Genomic DNA, 15656 nt, shown 5'->3' with positions numbered 1-15656 from the left:
TTAGAGCTTGATCACATACTCCTTGCGAGTCGTTTCGAGCACTTCCCAGCTGCCCCTAAAGCCCGGCCTGAGCACGAAACTGTCGCCGGCGCGCACCGTGCGCGCCTCGCCGCCGTCCTCGGCAACCACCGAGACGCCGGACAGGATGTGGCAGAACTCCCATTCGTCATAGACGATGCGCCATTTGCCGGGCGTCGCTTCCCAGATCCCGGCATAGAGGCCGCCGTCGCGCTCCTCGACATTCCACGTGCGGCTAGGCACCCCACCCCGGCGCTGCGCGCCGACCCTCCCCACAAGGGGGAGGGTAAAAGATCAAACCTTGGCCAGGGCCTGTTCGAGATCGGCGACGATGTCGTTGACATCCTCGATGCCGATGGAAAGCCGGACGGTGTCCGGCCCAGCACCGGCCTTGACCTTCTGCTCGTCGGAAAGCTGGCGGTGCGTGGTCGAGGCCGGGTGGATGACCAGCGACTTGGTGTCGCCGACATTGGCCAGATGCGAGAACAATTCGAGCGCCTCGACGAATTTGACGCCCGCCTCGTAGCCGCCCTTCAGGCCGAAGGTGAAGACAGCGCCGGCGCCGAGCGGCGAGTACTTCTTCTGCAGCGCGTTGTTCTTGTCGCTGGGCAGGCCGGGATAGTTCACCCAGGCGACCTTGGGATGGTTGGACAACCAGCCGGCTACGGTGACCGCGTTGTCGCAATGGCGCTGCATCCTGAGCGGCAAGGTTTCCAGGCCGGTCAGGATCAGGAAGGCATTGAAGGGCGAGATCGCCGGGCCGATGTCGCGCAGCCCAAGCACGCGCGCGCCGATGGCAAAGGCGAAGTTGCCGAAAGTTTCGTGCAGGACGATGCCGCCATATTCCGGGCGCGGCTCCGACAGCATCGGATATTTGCCCGATTTCGACCAGTCGAAGGTGCCACCGTCGACAATGGCGCCACCGATCGAATTGCCGTGGCCGCCGATGAACTTGGTCAGCGAATGGACGACGATGTCGGCGCCGTGCTCGATCGGCCGCACCAGATAGGGCGAGGCCAGTGTGTTGTCGACGACCAGCGGCAGGCCGTGCTTGCGGGCAATGTTGCCGATTTTCTCAATGTCGACAAATTCGCCACCCGGATTGGCCAGGCTCTCGATGAAGATCGCCTTTGTCTTGTCGTCGATCTGGCTCTCGAAGGTCGAGATGTCGTTGGTGTCGGCCCAGCGTACCTGCCAGTCGAAATTCTTGAAGGCGTGGCCGAACTGGTTGATCGAGCCGCCGTAAAGCCTTGTCGCGGCGACGAAATTGTCGCCGGGGCGCATGAGGTTGTGGAACACCAGAACCTGCGCGGCATGGCCCGAGGCAACGGCAAGCGCCGCGGTGCCGCCTTCGAGCGCTGCGATACGCTCCTCGAGTACCGCCTGGGTCGGGTTCATGATGCGGGTGTAGATGTTGCCGAATGCCTTCAGCCCGAACAGCGAGGCGGCATGGTCGGCATCGTCGAAGACGAAGGAGGTCGTCTGGTAGATCGGCGTGGCGCGCGCACCCGTCGCCGGGTCTGGCTTGGCGCCGGCATGGACGGCGAGCGTGTTGAAACCGGGCGTACGGGTCATCGAAACCTCCCTCTCCTGAAACCTTCTGAAAATCGCCGGGCATTGTTGGCGAAGCGCGGTCACGAATGCAAAGAAGAAAATACCTTTCGGCGGATCACCTGCGATGAACGCGCAGGAAAATCCACTTCTTCCCGGAATAATATTCTGCCTGAGCGGCAATGCGTCCGCCGGCGTTCCCGCACATCACTTCTGGCGCACGCCAAAACTCTGGAATCCCGAGCGCATCAGCGGCTTCTTTGACGACAAGACGCCGGAGTTGACACCGGTCCAGCCGATCTCACCCGACAGCTTGCCATATTCGATCTTCGGGCAGCGGTTCATCACCACCTTGATGCCCGCCGCCTCGGCGCGCGCGGCGGCCTCTTCATTGCGCACGCCAAGCTGCATCCAGACGACCTTCGGCAAGGGATCGAGCTTCAGCACCGCATCGACAATGCCAGGCACCGCCGCGGAGGCGCGAAAAATGTCGACCATGTCGACCGGCTCGGGCAGATCGGCAAGGCTGGCATACGTCATGCGACCGAGGATTTCCTTGCCGGCCTGCCCGGGATTGATCGGGAACACCAAAAAGCCCTTGGCCAGCAAATATTTCAGCACGAAAAAGCTCGGCCTGACGTCATTGGCCGACGCGCCGACCATGGCGATGGTCTTCACCGAATTGAGGATGCCGCCGATATAGGCATTGTCGTAGGTATCGTGGTTCATCCGGCAATCGCCTTCCTGCGATAGTGATATCGGTAGAGTTCTTGCGTAAACCCAAGCGAGGCATAGAGCGCGCGACCCGGCGCATTGTCGGCGACGACCTGCAGGCAGGCCGCCGAGGCCCCTGCCCCCCGCGCCCAGCCGATGAGACTGCCAACCGTCTTGCGGCCGAGGCCTTGCTGCCGAAATCGGCTGTCGGTTTCAACCGACTCCACCACAAGCAGCCCATCGCGGATGACGCCATAGGCCAAAGCGGCAATTTCGCTGTCGCGCTCGCACGACACGAACGCCTTGTCGCCGACGATCAGCCCAGGCATTTCGCGAAAAACGCGGCGATCGGTGTCGTCATAGGCGCCCATGCGGAATCGCGCCGCGAACCAGTCCTCATCAGGCGTCGGCGAAACGGTGACGTGGTCGTCACTGATATCAGCCAGCTCGTCGATCGCGCCATAGAGATGAATGGTTCCGCCCTCGAGGTCGTAGCCTTGGCGGTCGAGGAGCGCGTCCATTTCGGCGGCAATCCCGGGAACTCGAAACAGCGGCGTCTGGCCATGGCCGGCATAGAATGCCTCGGCCGCCTCAAGCACCTTGTCAGGCGCACCGCGTCTGCCGCGCAAGGGATTGACCGAGTTGCTGCGCCGGATCCGGCCACCGGAGCGCCTGAGCAGCCAGCCGTCGACGACCGTTTCAACCGCTGCCGGCCAGGCTTCGCGGCAAGCCTGTTCGCTCCGCCAATTGAGATCGTCGTCGCTCATCGTCACTCTTCGTCTTCCCGCAGCGCCTCTTCCATAAACGCCTGCGGGTCGGTGCAGAAGTCGCGCATCATGCGAAAATGATCGGTGTCGCTGAAATCGGTCGGATCGAGGCCGAAGCGGCTGATGCGAAACAGCCGCGCGCCGGGACAGGCCATCAGCAGCGGCGAATGCGTCGCCATGATCACTTGCGCGGTGCCTGACTGATCCATCCGCCGCAGCATTTTGAGCAGTTCGATCTGCCGTGTCGGCGACAGCGCACTTTCGGGCTCGTCGAGGATGTAAATGCCTTGCCGGCGGCAGCGCTCCTCGAAGAAACGGATAAAACCTTCGCCATGCGACCAGGACAGGAAATCCGGCGGTGGCGGCTTGAACGGATCTTCCAGCGCCGCCTGATCGAGATAGCGGGCGACCGAGTAAAAAGATTCGGCGCGAAAGAACCAGCCGGCGGTAACCTTTGGCAGCCAATGGCCGCGAAACGTGTTCGCCAGTGCGGCGCCGCTCTTGTCGATGGCGATGGAATGGTCGACCGGCCTGTAGCCCTTGCCGCCGCCGGCCTCATCGTAGCCGGCCAGCGCGCCGATCGCTTCCAGCAGCGTCGATTTGCCGGTGCCGTTTTCGCCAACGATGATGGTAATCGGCGTAGTGAATTCGAGTGAGAATTCATGGCCCCGAAACAGCGGCAGGTTCCACGGGTATTTTTCCCAGTCAGCCACCCGTTCGGGATCGAGCAGGATGCGCTTGAGATAAGGCGCCTTCAGCCGCGTCAGTTGCTTGCGATAGGCCATTCGGACCGATCAGTCCGGCAGCGAGATGGTGCCGTCTTCCGCGATCGGAAAGGCGGGATTGTGCGCGACTTCCCAGACATGGCCGTCGGCATCGGCGAAATAACCGTACCAGCCGCCCCAGAAGGCGCGCCCTGCCGGCTTGACGATCCTGCCGCCGGCTCTCTCCGCCACGGCGAGCACCTCGTCGACTTCGGCGTCGGAGCGTGTGTTGTAGCCGAGATAAACCGCAGACGGCGCCTTGGCGAAGGTGATGCCTGAATCTTCTTCGGCGCTTGGGCGCGGAAACAGGCCGAGAATGACGCCACCCATCTGGAAGAAAGCGACACCGTCGGTGATGCCGGCATGACGCTTGAGGCCCATGCCTTCATAAAAGCGCACGGCGCGCTCGAGATCGTCGGTGGCGATGGTGATGATGGAGATGCGTGGTTCCATGGTCGAAAAACCTATTCGTCCGACCATTGCGGCTTGCGCTTGCCGATGAAGGCGCCGATGCCTTCTTCCGCATCGCGCGCCAGCATGTTCTCGACCATGGTGCGGCCGGTATAGGCGTAGGCGTCGGCCAGCCCCATCTCGGCCTGCGCGTAAAAGGCTTCCTTGCCGGTCTTGATCACCAAAGATGATTTGGAAGCAATGGTTTGCACGTATTTGGTGACGATCTGATTCAAATATTCGCGCGGCACGACGCGGTTGACCAGGCCGAACTCCTTGGCCGTTGCCGCATCGATGGTCTCGCCGGTCAGAAGCATCTCCATGGCGTGCTTGCGCGACACGTTGCGCGACAGCGCCACCATCGGTGTCGAGCAGAACAGGCCGATGTTGACGCCCGGCGTGCAGAACGTGGCTTCATGCGAGGCAATGGCGAGGTCGCAACTGGCGACCAGCTGCAGCCCGGCGGCGGTGGCGAGACCATCCACTTCAGCGATTACCGGGAGTGGATGGCGAACGATTGCCTGCATCAGGGCCGCGCAGGCCGAAAATGTCTGCTCGAAGAACGCCTTGCCCTTGTCGGCGTCGGCGCGACGCGCGGTCAGTTCCTTGAGGTCATGGCCGGCACAGAAAACCTTTCCGGCCGCCGCCAGGACGATGACGCGGACGGATCTATTGGCCTTTGCATGGTCGAGTTCGGCACTCAGCGCCGCCATGACGGCAAGCGACAAGGCATTGGCGGGCGGGTTGGCGAGCGTCAGGCGCAGCACGCCCTTGTCCAGCCGGGCAATGACCGGCCCATCTATGGCAGCAGGTTTGATGGCAAGGATTTCGGCCATGATAAGGTCTCCGCGATTCCGCTGGGCGCCGCCAGACTATCTAATATCGGATCGGGTTTCATCAACACCCATCGCTTGCGCCAGAAAGGTGAAGGTGTTGCCAGAAACGCGCCATTGCGTTCATACAGGCCCGGCATAGAACGAGAAACCGACATGCCCGCCCAAGACAATCTCAAGCCGGTGTTGACGGCGGCCGAAGTCAATACGCTGATGGCCAGCGTCTACCCACAGCTCAACGACGAATTCACGTCGTACCAGGCGCTCGACGTATTCCCTGGCGGCTGCACGGTGCGGCTCAACGCCAACGAACGGCATTTGCGGCCCGGCGGCACCGTCTCAGGGCCGTCGCTGTTCACGTTGGCCGACATTGGCGGCTATGTCTGCGTGCTCAGTCATGCCGGGCCGGACGCGCTCTCGGTGACCACCAACCTCAACATCAATTTCATGCGCAAGGCAGAGGCCGGGCCGATCGATGGTCATTGCCGCATCCTGAAGCTGGGCAAGAGCCTGATGGTGTTCGACATCGACATCGTCGCCGGGGGACAGACTGTGGCGCATGCGACCGGCACTTATTCGATCCCGCCGAAGCGGACACCATCCTGACGATTGAATTTTTCATTTGATGTGTATATATGTGCGCATGGGTGACCTTTGCTGGAACGTGACAGCCGCAAGATCGTGAAGCGCCTCAAGGATGAGGGTTTCGAACTGATTTCCGTGCGAGGCTCGCATCACAAATTCCGCAAGGGTCCGATTGTGTTGATTGTTCCCCATCCTGAGAAGGATCTACCAACCGGCACCGCTCGTGCAATCGCCAAGCAGGCAGGCTGGACAAGAACGGACTGAGGCGCACCAGAGAGACGTCATGAAAAACTACTTCGCACTGGTCGACAAGGATCCCGACAGCGCATTTGGCATCCGCTTCCCTGATATCCCCGGCTGCTTTTCAGCTGCGGACGAAGCAGAAGATATCGTGCCGAATGCGGTTGAAGCCCTGCAATTGTGGGCGGAAGACATGCCGGTTCCCGAACCGTCGAGCCACGAGGCGATCCTTGCTCTCCCCGACATACGCAATGTGCTCGCTGAAGGCGGCTATTTGGTCTCGGTACCGCTCATCGACAATGACAGTGCCGTTGTGAGAGCGAACGTGACTTTTGAGCGCGGGGTTTTGCGAGCGATCGACGCTGCAGCCCGCGAGCGCGGCATCACGCGATCTGCGTTTCTGTCCAGCGCCGCCCGCAAGGAAATCGAGGCCAAGCACTAGAACTGCCGCGGTCCAGGCAGCCAAGCAGCGTGATTTCAATGTGGTAAAATAATACCTTTTTATCAAGCCTTTGTTTTCATTGATTTTTACACGCCAGCGTGCTTTTCCTTCGCCTTGACGCGCAAAGTCCCCTCGCCTATAAGCCCTCCCGAAGCAGCGGCCCGCAAAGGCCGCCGTTTTGTTATTGGCGGCGGGCAAGCGCTTTTCGCCAATCCAAGCAACAAGAAACGCCTTCTCCATCATTTGGGGTAGGTCCAAACCGAAAGCAGAAATCCATGGCAACCTTTTCGCAGAAGCCTGCGGATGTGGTGAAGAAGTGGGTGCTGATCGACGCCGAGGGTCTCGTCGTCGGCCGTCTCGCCACTGTCATCGCCAATCATCTTCGCGGCAAGCACAAGCCCACCTTCACCCCTCATGTCGACGACGGCGATAACGTCATCGTCATCAATGCCGACAAGGTGGTGTTCACCGGCAAGAAGTTCACCGACAAGGTCTATTACTGGCACACCGGTCACCCCGGCGGCATCAAGGAGCGCACCGCGCGCCAGCTGCTCGAGGGCCGTTTCCCCGAGCGTGTCGTCGAGAAGGCTGTCGAACGCATGATCCCGCGCGGGCCCCTCGGCCGTCGCCAGATGAAGAACCTCCGCGTCTATGCAGGCACGGAACATCCGCATGTCGCCCAGCAGCCCGTCACCCTCGACGTCGGCGCGCTGAACGCCAAGAACAAGAAGGTTGCATAAGATGGCTGAGCTTTCCTCGCTCGCAGAATTGGGCGCCGCCACCGGCAACACCAACACCCAGCCGGCAGCACCCGTCCATGTCCAGAAGCTCGACAAGTCGGGCCGCGCCTATGCCACCGGCAAGCGCAAGAACGCCATTGCGCGCGTCTGGGTCAAGCCGGGTTCCGGCAAGATCGTCGTCAACGACAAGGAATTCGCGACCTATTTCGCGCGCCCTGTCCTGCAGATGATCCTCAACCAGCCGATCATCGCTTCCAACCGCGCCGGCCAGTACGATATCGTCGCCACTGTCATCGGCGGCGGCCTGTCCGGCCAGGCCGGTGCCGTTCGTCACGGCATCTCCAAGGCGCTGACCTATTACGAGCCGGCACTGCGCGCCGTGCTCAAGAAGGGCGGCTTCCTGACCCGCGACAGCCGCGTCGTCGAGCGCAAAAAGTACGGCAAGGCGAAGGCCCGCCGCAGCTTCCAGTTTTCCAAGCGCTAAGAAGCGCTTGGGGCCAAGTTCTCGAAGCGCTAAGCGCTACGAAGTTCCAGACATCGAAAAGGCCGCCTCCGGGCGGCCTTTTTGTTTTTTGCGTTTCGGCAGTCACCCCMCCCGCGCCTTCGGCGCGACCTCCCCATCGAGGGGAGGTAGGAGGTCGCGGCAGTTTCGCCGCCCGAACAATCCACAATGATACCAAGCCAATCGCCCGACTGAAGGGCGCGACGCCCTACCTCCCCTCGATGGGGAGGTCGGCGCGCAGCGTCGGGTGGGGTGATGGCGCCAGCCTCGGTTCAAGTCTCAGGTCTTGCTGACCTTAATATAATCGATAAACGCCCGTAGCGGCGCTGGCACCAGACGCCGTCCCGGATAATAGAGGAACGGCCCGGGAAAGCTCTGCCACCAAGGTTCGAGCACCGGCTCAAGGGCGCCGCTCTCGAAGTGTGGTCGAAGCCAGCCCTCGAAGAGAGCGATGATGCCGCTGCCGGCAATCGCCGCATGGACGGCAAGATCGCTCGCGCCGCCGATCCGCACGATCAGCGGCCCCGTCGTGTCGATCCGCACCACCTCGCCATCGCGCTCAAACTCCCATGGCAGCATTGCACCGCTGGCAAAGCGGCCGCGCAGGCAGGAGTGGCCAAGCAGGTCGCTCGGATGTTGCGGCCGCCCATGAAGATCCAGATAGGCCGGGCTGGCGGCAGTGGCGAAATGCTGCACGCGCGGTCCGATCGGCACCGCGATCATGTCCTGTTCCAGCCGCTCGTCGTAGCGGATGCCGGCATCGCACCCAGCCGCCAGCACATCGACAAAATTCTCGTCGGCGATCACCTCCAGCCGGATACCGGGGTAGGCGGCAAGGAACCCCGGGACGATGTCGGGCAGGATCAGCCGCGCGGCGCTGACCGGCACGTTGAGGCGCAGCGAGCCTGCCGGCCTGTCGCGAAAGCCATTCACCACGTCGAGAGCCGCCTCCACCTCCGACAGCGCCGGGCCAAGCCGTCCGAGCAGGCTGAGGCCTGCTTCGGTCGGAACAACGCTGCGTGTCGTGCGGTTGAACAGCCTGACGCCGAGCTGCGTCTCCAGGCGGCGCACCGCCTCGCTCAAACCCGACGCGCTGCCACCGCTGGCGCGAGCCCCTTCGCGAAAACCGCCGGCACGCGCCACCGCCACGAAGGCGTTCAGATCGCCAAGATCCATCATTGTTCGCCATTCCGCACAAGCTGTGCGGATTGTAGCTGATTATCCTGAGATTGAGCAGCGTCTATCTTCGTCTTCCCAAAGGAGATCGACCATGTCCACTGTCCAAAAGTCCGGCACATTCAAACTCGGCAGCCACACTGTGAAGCGGCTCGGCTATGGCGCCATGCAACTTGCCGGCCCGCACGTTTTCGGTCCACCGAAGGATCGTGACGCGGCCATAGCGGTGTTGCGTGAGGCGGTGGCGTCCGGGGTCGATCACATCGACACCAGCGACTATTACGGCCCGCATGTCACCAACCAGCTGATCCGCGAAGCGCTGGCGCCGTATCCGCAAGACCTCGTCATCGTCACCAAGATCGGGGCGCGTCGCGGCAGCGATGGCTCCTGGCTGCCTGCCTATTCGGCCAAGGAGCTTGAGCAAGCCGTACACGACAATCTGAGGAATCTCGGACTTGAGGTTCTGGATGTCGTCAACCTGCGCATAATGTTCGGGATGGGCCCGACCGAGGGCTCGATCGAAGCGCAGCTGACGGCACTCGCCGAGCTGCAACGCAAGGGCTTGGTGCGCCATATCGGCCTGAGCAACGTCACAAGCGCGCAGGTCGAGGAAGGCCGCCGGATCGCCGAGATCGTCTGCGTGCAGAACCAGTACAATCTGGCGCACCGGGATGACGATGCGCTGATCGACGAGCTGGCGCGCGACGGTATCGCCTACACGCCGTTCTTCCCGCTCGGTGGTTTCAACCCGCTGCAGTCGTCGACCTTGTCGGACGTGGCGGCGCGGCTCGGCGCCACGCCGTTGCAGGTTGCGCTCGCCTGGCTGCTCAAGCGCTCGCCGAATATCCTGCTGATCCCGGGGACGTCGTCGGTCGGGCATCTGAGGGAGAACCTGGCGGCGGCGGAGCTGGAGCTGTCGGCGGACGTGCTCGATGAGCTGGATGGCATGGCGAAGGCGGCGTGAGATTAGCCAATCTCCCCCCAAGTGGGGGAGATGGCCGGCAGGCCAGAGGGGGGCGCGAAGGATCGCCCACTTCTCGTCAAACCCATGTTAGCAACTGGCTCCACGCAATTTTAAATTTGACCGAGATTGACTGACAGGCCGGCGGGACAGCGCCCCCCTCTGCCCTGCCGGGCATCTCCCCCACAAGGGGGGAGATCAGCAGCTTCCCCGCTCTAATTGATACTCGCCGTGCTCGCCGGCTCGGCCGGCCGCGCCTCATCGGCATAAGGCACGCGAAATCCGTTGGCGGCCAGCCAGCCAATCGCCGCCTTCGGCTCGTCGGTCTGGATGATGGTGGCGCCGCGTTCGGCCCAGAAGCCGTAGGTCTCGGCCGGCAGGCTGGCCTGCACGGCAAGCTCGTCGCCGCGGCCACCGGAAAGGAAGCCGCCCGGCTTGTTGACGATGGCGTAGGTGTCGGCCCAGATGTGCCAGCCGCCCCGCACCGACATCGCCCGCATGCGGGTGCTGAACAGTGGTCCACCGGTCTGCGTCAGCGTTTCAGCCCCTGCCCGCCAGTTGATCAGTTCGATGGCGCCGGGCGCAAAAGCCTTGCCGACCTGCTCGGCAAAGGCGGCGTCGTGCACCGCGTCGTCGGCGATGATCGGCATGAACTGGAAGCCGCCGCCGGTAACGTCAAGTGCCGCCTTGACGGTGTCGATCCGCTGCTGGTTCCAGAGGTTCTCCTTGACGATCACCTGATCGGCCATGCCGAGATCGCGCGCGATGACGATCATACCAGGCAGCGCCTGGACATCGAGCTTGTTGTCGAGATTAATCAGGATCCGGTCCCGGGTTGCCAGCAGCATTTCGCGCAGCGTGGAAACCGCCTCATTGGTGACGGCACCGGTGCCTTCGACCACCAGCCTGCAGCGCTTGAGTTCGGCCAGCGTGTAGTTGACCACCTCGCCCTTGCAGGTCGTCGTGCGGTCGAGCCAGCTGTCGTGCATCACGACGAATTCGCCATCCTTCGAGCGCCGGATGTCGACCTCGACGATCTCGGCGCCCATCGCAATCGCGCCCTCGACGGCGGCGAGCGAGTTTTCGGCATAGAGCGTTTTGCCGGCCTGCATGCTGCCGGCGCGGTGCGCGGCGACCATGACATGGTCGCGCCACTGGTTGGCATGTTCGAAGCGGTCGAGAATCTGCCTGGCGCGAGTCTCGCTCGCCGAGGCCTGGCCGGTGAAGACGCCAAGTGCTGCGCAAAGCAGAAGGCAGATGGTCCGCATCGAGAATCGCTCCTTGCCGGATCGAACCCGGGGATAGGCGACGTCAGTGACAGGCCGGTGAACGAAGCCGGCTAGTGGATTGTCGCGCCTCTGCAACAAGGTCGTGCTGAAACCATGCCGACAGCGCGCCGGAGCGGAATTGAGAAGGCAGCCTGTAGAACGCCACGGCGTTTCGCCAAGCTGTGACTGGCATCTTGCGTGCCGGTTCTGTAGTTGTGGCAGCCCGATGAACAAAGAGGACCCGTAATGGCGAACCAGACCATCGACAACGCCTTCACCGCCCGCTCCAAGACGGGGCCATCCTTCGAGCCGACCTATGCCGGCGCGCTGTCGTTCATGCGGCGCAAATACACCAAGGATGTAAAGGGCGCGGACGCCGTCGTGTGGGGCATTCCCTTTGACGCCGCCGTCACCAATCGGCCGGGCGCGCGCTTTGGGCCGCAGGCGATCCGCCGCGCTTCGGCGATCCTCGACAACGATCCGCAATATCCGTTCTCGCGCGACCTGTTCGAGCATCTGTCAGTCGTCGACTATGGCGATTGCCTGCTCGATTCGGGCAACCACCAGAAGACCCCCGGCACGATCGAGCGCGAGGCGGCAAAAATCCTGAAATCGGGCGCTTTCCTGTTGTCGCTCGGCGGCGACCATTTCGTTACCTGGCCACTGCTCAAGGCGCATGCCGCCATCCATGGGCCGCTGGCGCTGGTGCAGTTCGACGCCCACCAGGACACCTGGCCGGACGACGGCAAGCGCATCGACCACGGCTCCTTCGTCGGCCGCGCCGTCAATGAAGGCATTATCGATCCCGACCGCTCGATCCAGATCGGCATCCGCACCCATGCCCCTGATACGTTCGGCATCAAGATCCTCTACGGTCACGAGATCGAGGAGATGCGCGCATCCGATATTGCCTATGCCATTGTCGACCGCACCGGCGGCAGGAAGACCTACCTCACCTTCGACATCGATTGCCTCGACCCGGCCTTCGCACCCGGCACCGGCACGCCGGTCGCCGGCGGACCGTCCTCGGCCAAAATCCTGTCGACACTGCGCCAGCTCGGCCAGGTCGATATTGTCGGCGCCGACGTCGTCGAGGTTGCGCCGGCCTATGATCACGCCGATATAACGGCGATCGCCGGTTCGATGGTGGCCATGCATTATCTCGGACTGGTCGCCGAGCGAAAAGCACGGGCGGAAGACTTGAACAACGGCAACCATGGCGCGGCGAACCACGGCCAAGGCATTTAGGTTTGAGTTAGCAGGGAATTGACGGGCACATGAAACCGAAAATCTTCATCGACGGCGAACACGGCACCACCGGCCTGCAGATCAGGGCGCTGCTGGCCGAGCGCGGCGACCTCGAGATCATCTCGATCCCGACCGAGCGCCGCAAGGAAACGGCGGCGCGCGCCGAATTCCTCAATGCCGCCGATGTCGCCATCCTGTGCCTGCCGGATGCGGCCGCCAAGGAAAGCGTTTCGCTGATTGCCAACGACACCACCAAGGTGATCGACGCCTCGACGGCGCATCGCGTCGCCGAGGGCTGGGAGTATGGTTTTGCCGAACTGGACAAGGGGCAGGCGAAAACCATCGCCAACGCCAAGCGCGTCGCCAATCCCGGCTGCTGGCCGCAAGGACCGATCGCGACGCTGCGGCCGCTGGTGACGGCAGGCCTGCTGCCGCCGGATTTCCCGATCACGGTCAACGGCATTTCGGGCTATTCGGGCGGCGGCCGGCCGATGATCGAGGAGTATGTCGCCCAGGGCGAGGATGCCTCCGAATTCCTGCCCTATGGGCTGACCCTGCAGCACAAGCATGTGCCGGAACTCCGCACCTATGCGAAGCTGTCGCATGATCCGATCATGCAGCCGGCGGTCGGCAATTTCGCGCAAGGCATGATCACCGTGGTGCCGCTGCAGCTCGGCGGCCTCGATTATGTGCCGGCCGGTGCTGACCTGCACGCCGCGATCGCCGACCATTTTGCCGCAATAGAAGGCGGCGTGGTCGAGGTGGCGCCCTACGCGCATATGGAGCGGATGCCGGAGATCAATCCGGAGGTCTATAACGGCACCAACCGCATGAAGGTCTACGTCTTTGCCAATGACGACAGGGCGCAGGCGCTGCTGATTGCTGTCTATGACAATCTCGGCAAGGGCGCTTCGGGTGCGGCCGTGCAGAACATGGACCTGATGCTCGGCCTTTAATGCAGTTGGAGTGAGCATGATGTTGCCCGAAAACCGCTTAACACTTTTCGGCATCATGCTCTGAATGGACGCGCCGGCATTTCCAAAGCGCTGGAAGGTCAGCGCACCCGAACTCATTGACGAGACGTTTTCAAGCCGCATCTGGAAGGTGCGGCTCGAGGACGGCTCGCCGGCCATCGTCAAGGCGCTCAAACCTTTCGACGATGTCGAGGACGAGTTGCGTGGCGAGCACTATCTCGCCTGGCGGCGCGGCGAAGGCGCGGTGCGCCTGCTTGGCCGCGACGGCCACCGCATGCTGCTCGAATATGCCGGCGATACCTTGCTTTCCGAGGTTCTGGACAAAGCAGGCGATAACGCGGCCACGGCAATCGCGGCCGAATTGATGGCGCGGCTGTTTTCACCCTCAAAGCACCCTGCCCCACCGGATTTGCAGCCGTTGCGAACACGGTTCGCCAGCCTGTTCAAAAAGGCCAATACCGATCGCAACGCCGGAGAGCGGAGCCCCTACGTCGAGGCCGCCGAAATCGCGGACCGGCTGCTCGATGCCCCGCATGCGGTGAAGCCGCTGCATGGCGATTTGCATCACGACAACATTTTGCACAGTGCGCGCGGCTGGCTGGCGATCGACCCGAAGGGCGTGCTCGGCGATCCCGGCTTCGACGCCGCCAACCTGTTCTACAACCCGCTCGAACGCGACGACCTCTGCCTCGATCCGGAACGCATCGCGCATATGGCGGAAGTCTTCGCTGCAACACTTGGCCAGACGCCCGCCGCCATACTCGACCACGCCATCGCCTGGGGCTGCCTGTCGTCCGCGTGGCATCATGAAGACAGCAATACGGTCGACGAGAACCGTGAACTGTCGGTCGCCGAGGCGGTACTGAAGGTACGGCGCGGCTTTTGATCTGGTCAGGAACGCAGGTGGAGTAACCGCCTGTTCACCATGATGCGCTACCAGAGGACCAGCATCCGCGAAGGGACTCAAAGGCCATGGTCAGTGCTATTTCTGCTTCGTCCCAGACAGCACAGATCTCTTCGTCCATTGCCGCCGACAACGCCGCGCAGGAGGCAGCCCTCGAAAAGCAGATTTTGGCCAAGCAGGACGAGGCCAAGACCGTCGAGGATCAGGTCCAGGCTGCCAAGCTGCAACAGGAGATCGCCGCGCTGAAGGCCAAGCTCGATGCGCTCAAGGCCGCCGACAAGGCGACCGAGCAACAGTCGTCGGCTCCTTCCAGCGCCGCCGCCCGCCAAGCAGAGTTCGACGGTGGCCAGACCGAGCGCTCGACGCTCTTCTGGATGTAGCCCTCGCGGCCGGGATGACCGGCGTCAGCTTCTGACTGATATCTCGTGCGGCAACGGATAGGCGCCCTTGGTGCCGCGCCAGTGGGCGGCGGCAAACCCCAGCAGGACAAGCGCGAAGGCCTGATGGGTCAGCGCCATGTGCAGCGGCACCTGCATTAGCAGCGTGCCGATGCCGATCGAGGCCTGCACCAACACCAGCAGAAACAGCAGTGTCGCGCGCCTTGCATGCGTCGTTCCCGGCTGGCGCACCCGCGTCGCGATCATATGCCAGAGCGCGACGGCGAAGATCGTGTAGGCGCCAAGCCGGTGAACGAACTGCACCGTCTTCGGGTTCTCGAAGAAATTGCGCAAGGCCGGTTCGAGCAGCAGCAGGTCGCTGGGGATCACCTTGCCGTCCATCAGCGGCCATGTGTTGTAGCTCAGGCCGGCATCGAGCCCGGCGACCAGGCCGCCGAGATAGATCTGGACCAGCGCCAGGAGCACAATGAAGCCGGCGAGCCTTTGCGTCGACCGGTCGGCGGCAGGCTCGGAGTGCGGCGCCAGCCCGCGCGCGACCACCATGGTGGCGGTGAAGATCAATGCGGCAAGGGTCAGGTGTGTCGCCAGCCGGTACTGGCTGACGGAGACCCGGTCGACCAGGCCGGAGGCCACCATCCACCAGCCGATGGCGCCTTGCAGGCCGCCGAGCAGAAGAATGCCGAGCAGTTTTGGCCCAAGGCCGCGCTCGATGCGGCGCGCCGCCCAGAAGACCAGCAGCGGCAGGCCGAAGACCAGGCCGACACTGCGCGCGAGAATGCGGTGGGCCCATTCCCACCAGAAGATCGACTTGAAGGCGTCCAGGCTCATGCCCTTGTTGAGCTCGGCATATTGCGGGATTTTTTGGTAGAGTTGGAATTCCTCCTGCCACTCGGCGTCGTTGAGCGGCGGTATCACACCGTGGATCGGCTTCCATTCGGTGATCGACAGGCCGGAATTGGTGAGCCTGGTGGCGCCGCCGACCAGCACCAGCGCAAACAGCACCAGAAGCACGACATAGAGCCAGCCGCGCACCAGCGCCCGGTTGTGCAGGGTGCGGTCGCGATCAATGTAGGGCGCGGCAGCTGATATGGCAGCCATGGATCTGTCCCGGCAGGTTGATG

The 15656-nt window shown here is 62.9% G+C and carries 19 protein-coding genes and 1 pseudogene; 10 read left to right on the top strand and 10 right to left on the bottom strand.

The window, feature by feature from the left end:
* The 7 genes and pseudogenes from AC1DYO_RS30015 to AC1DYO_RS29985 all read right to left on the bottom strand — a co-directional run.
* Positions 1–252, bottom strand: a pseudogene (locus AC1DYO_RS30015) (cupin domain-containing protein); the annotation flags it as partial.
* A gap of 60 nt (positions 253–312) precedes the next feature.
* Positions 313–1593, bottom strand: coding sequence for an O-acetylhomoserine aminocarboxypropyltransferase (locus tag AC1DYO_RS30010; RefSeq protein ID WP_477268001.1), 1281 nt, complete (start codon positions 1591–1593; stop codon positions 313–315).
* 183 nt (positions 1594–1776) lie between these two features.
* The gene (locus tag AC1DYO_RS30005) at positions 1777–2298 is read right to left on the bottom strand and encodes a CoA-binding protein (protein ID WP_477267999.1); all 522 of its coding nucleotides are present in this window, start codon (positions 2296–2298) and stop codon (positions 1777–1779) included.
* Positions 2295–3050 carry a GNAT family N-acetyltransferase gene (locus tag AC1DYO_RS30000; protein WP_477267997.1) on the bottom strand — a complete coding sequence of 252 codons (756 nt, stop codon included), beginning with the start codon at positions 3048–3050 and terminating at the stop codon, positions 2295–2297. Before AC1DYO_RS30000 ends, AC1DYO_RS30005 begins: the two co-directional genes overlap by 4 nt.
* Positions 3051–3052: 2 nt before the next feature.
* Entirely contained in the window at positions 3053–3835 is a 783-nt protein-coding gene (locus AC1DYO_RS29995; RefSeq protein WP_477267995.1) for an AAA family ATPase, read from the bottom strand.
* Between the two features lie 9 nt (positions 3836–3844).
* Positions 3845–4267 (bottom strand): VOC family protein, encoded by a 423-nt coding sequence (locus AC1DYO_RS29990; protein WP_477267994.1) that lies wholly within the window; start codon positions 4265–4267, stop codon positions 3845–3847.
* Positions 4268–4278: 11 nt separating this feature from the next.
* Positions 4279–5100: an enoyl-CoA hydratase gene (locus AC1DYO_RS29985; RefSeq protein WP_477267992.1), complete on the bottom strand. Its 822-nt coding sequence runs from the start codon at positions 5098–5100 to the stop codon at positions 4279–4281.
* 153 nt (positions 5101–5253) lie between these two features.
* Between AC1DYO_RS29985 and AC1DYO_RS29980 the strand changes: the two genes are divergently transcribed.
* From AC1DYO_RS29980 to rpsI, 5 genes are all read left to right on the top strand, one after another.
* Positions 5254–5703: a PaaI family thioesterase gene (locus AC1DYO_RS29980; protein ID WP_477267990.1), complete on the top strand. Its 450-nt coding sequence runs from the start codon at positions 5254–5256 to the stop codon at positions 5701–5703.
* A 51-nt stretch (positions 5704–5754) separates the two neighbouring features.
* Positions 5755–5946 (top strand): type II toxin-antitoxin system HicA family toxin, encoded by a 192-nt coding sequence (locus AC1DYO_RS29975; protein ID WP_477268051.1) that lies wholly within the window; start codon positions 5755–5757, stop codon positions 5944–5946.
* A 19-nt stretch (positions 5947–5965) separates the two neighbouring features.
* Positions 5966–6364, top strand: coding sequence for a type II toxin-antitoxin system HicB family antitoxin (locus tag AC1DYO_RS29970; RefSeq protein ID WP_477267988.1), 399 nt, complete (start codon positions 5966–5968; stop codon positions 6362–6364).
* Positions 6365–6639: 275 nt separating this feature from the next.
* On the top strand, positions 6640–7104 hold the full coding sequence (rplM, locus tag AC1DYO_RS29965; protein WP_023669409.1) for a 50S ribosomal protein L13: 465 nt from the start codon (positions 6640–6642) through the stop codon (positions 7102–7104).
* Position 7105: 1 nt separating this feature from the next.
* Positions 7106–7588 (top strand): 30S ribosomal protein S9, encoded by a 483-nt coding sequence (gene rpsI / locus AC1DYO_RS29960; protein WP_023669408.1) that lies wholly within the window; start codon positions 7106–7108, stop codon positions 7586–7588.
* A gap of 297 nt (positions 7589–7885) precedes the next feature.
* Here rpsI and AC1DYO_RS29955 read toward each other — a convergent pair whose 3' ends face one another.
* Positions 7886–8785, bottom strand: coding sequence for a LysR family transcriptional regulator (locus tag AC1DYO_RS29955; RefSeq protein ID WP_477267985.1), 900 nt, complete (start codon positions 8783–8785; stop codon positions 7886–7888).
* Between the two features lie 91 nt (positions 8786–8876).
* On the opposite strand from AC1DYO_RS29955, the gene AC1DYO_RS29950 reads away from it, so the two are divergent.
* Entirely contained in the window at positions 8877–9746 is an 870-nt protein-coding gene (locus AC1DYO_RS29950; RefSeq protein ID WP_477267984.1) for an aldo/keto reductase family oxidoreductase, read from the top strand.
* Between the two features lie 212 nt (positions 9747–9958).
* Here AC1DYO_RS29950 and AC1DYO_RS29945 read toward each other — a convergent pair whose 3' ends face one another.
* Positions 9959–11011 carry a glycerophosphodiester phosphodiesterase family protein gene (locus AC1DYO_RS29945; protein WP_477267982.1) on the bottom strand — a complete coding sequence of 351 codons (1053 nt, stop codon included), beginning with the start codon at positions 11009–11011 and terminating at the stop codon, positions 9959–9961.
* Positions 11012–11257: 246 nt separating this feature from the next.
* Between AC1DYO_RS29945 and speB the strand changes: the two genes are divergently transcribed.
* From speB to AC1DYO_RS29925, 4 genes are all read left to right on the top strand, one after another.
* Positions 11258–12259 carry an agmatinase gene (gene speB, locus AC1DYO_RS29940; RefSeq protein WP_477267980.1) on the top strand — a complete coding sequence of 334 codons (1002 nt, stop codon included), beginning with the start codon at positions 11258–11260 and terminating at the stop codon, positions 12257–12259.
* Between the two features lie 29 nt (positions 12260–12288).
* Positions 12289–13215 (top strand): N-acetyl-gamma-glutamyl-phosphate reductase, encoded by a 927-nt coding sequence (gene argC / locus AC1DYO_RS29935; RefSeq protein ID WP_477267978.1) that lies wholly within the window; start codon positions 12289–12291, stop codon positions 13213–13215.
* Between the two features lie 64 nt (positions 13216–13279).
* On the top strand, positions 13280–14119 hold the full coding sequence (locus AC1DYO_RS29930; protein WP_477267976.1) for an aminoglycoside phosphotransferase family protein: 840 nt from the start codon (positions 13280–13282) through the stop codon (positions 14117–14119).
* An 86-nt stretch (positions 14120–14205) separates the two neighbouring features.
* Positions 14206–14517, top strand: a complete 312-nt coding sequence (locus tag AC1DYO_RS29925; RefSeq protein WP_477267974.1) for a hypothetical protein — start codon at positions 14206–14208, stop codon at positions 14515–14517.
* A gap of 24 nt (positions 14518–14541) precedes the next feature.
* Here the strand turns inward: AC1DYO_RS29925 and AC1DYO_RS29920 are convergent, their stop codons facing one another.
* Positions 14542–15633, bottom strand: coding sequence for a COX15/CtaA family protein (locus AC1DYO_RS29920; protein ID WP_477267972.1), 1092 nt, complete (start codon positions 15631–15633; stop codon positions 14542–14544).
* Positions 15634–15656 lie beyond the last annotated feature (23 nt).

The sequence above is a fragment of the Mesorhizobium sp. P2_F5 genome (genome assembly GCF_056403715.1).
The sequence above is the reverse complement of the archived record's forward strand: the minus strand, read 5'-3'. Positions and strand labels throughout refer to the sequence as shown.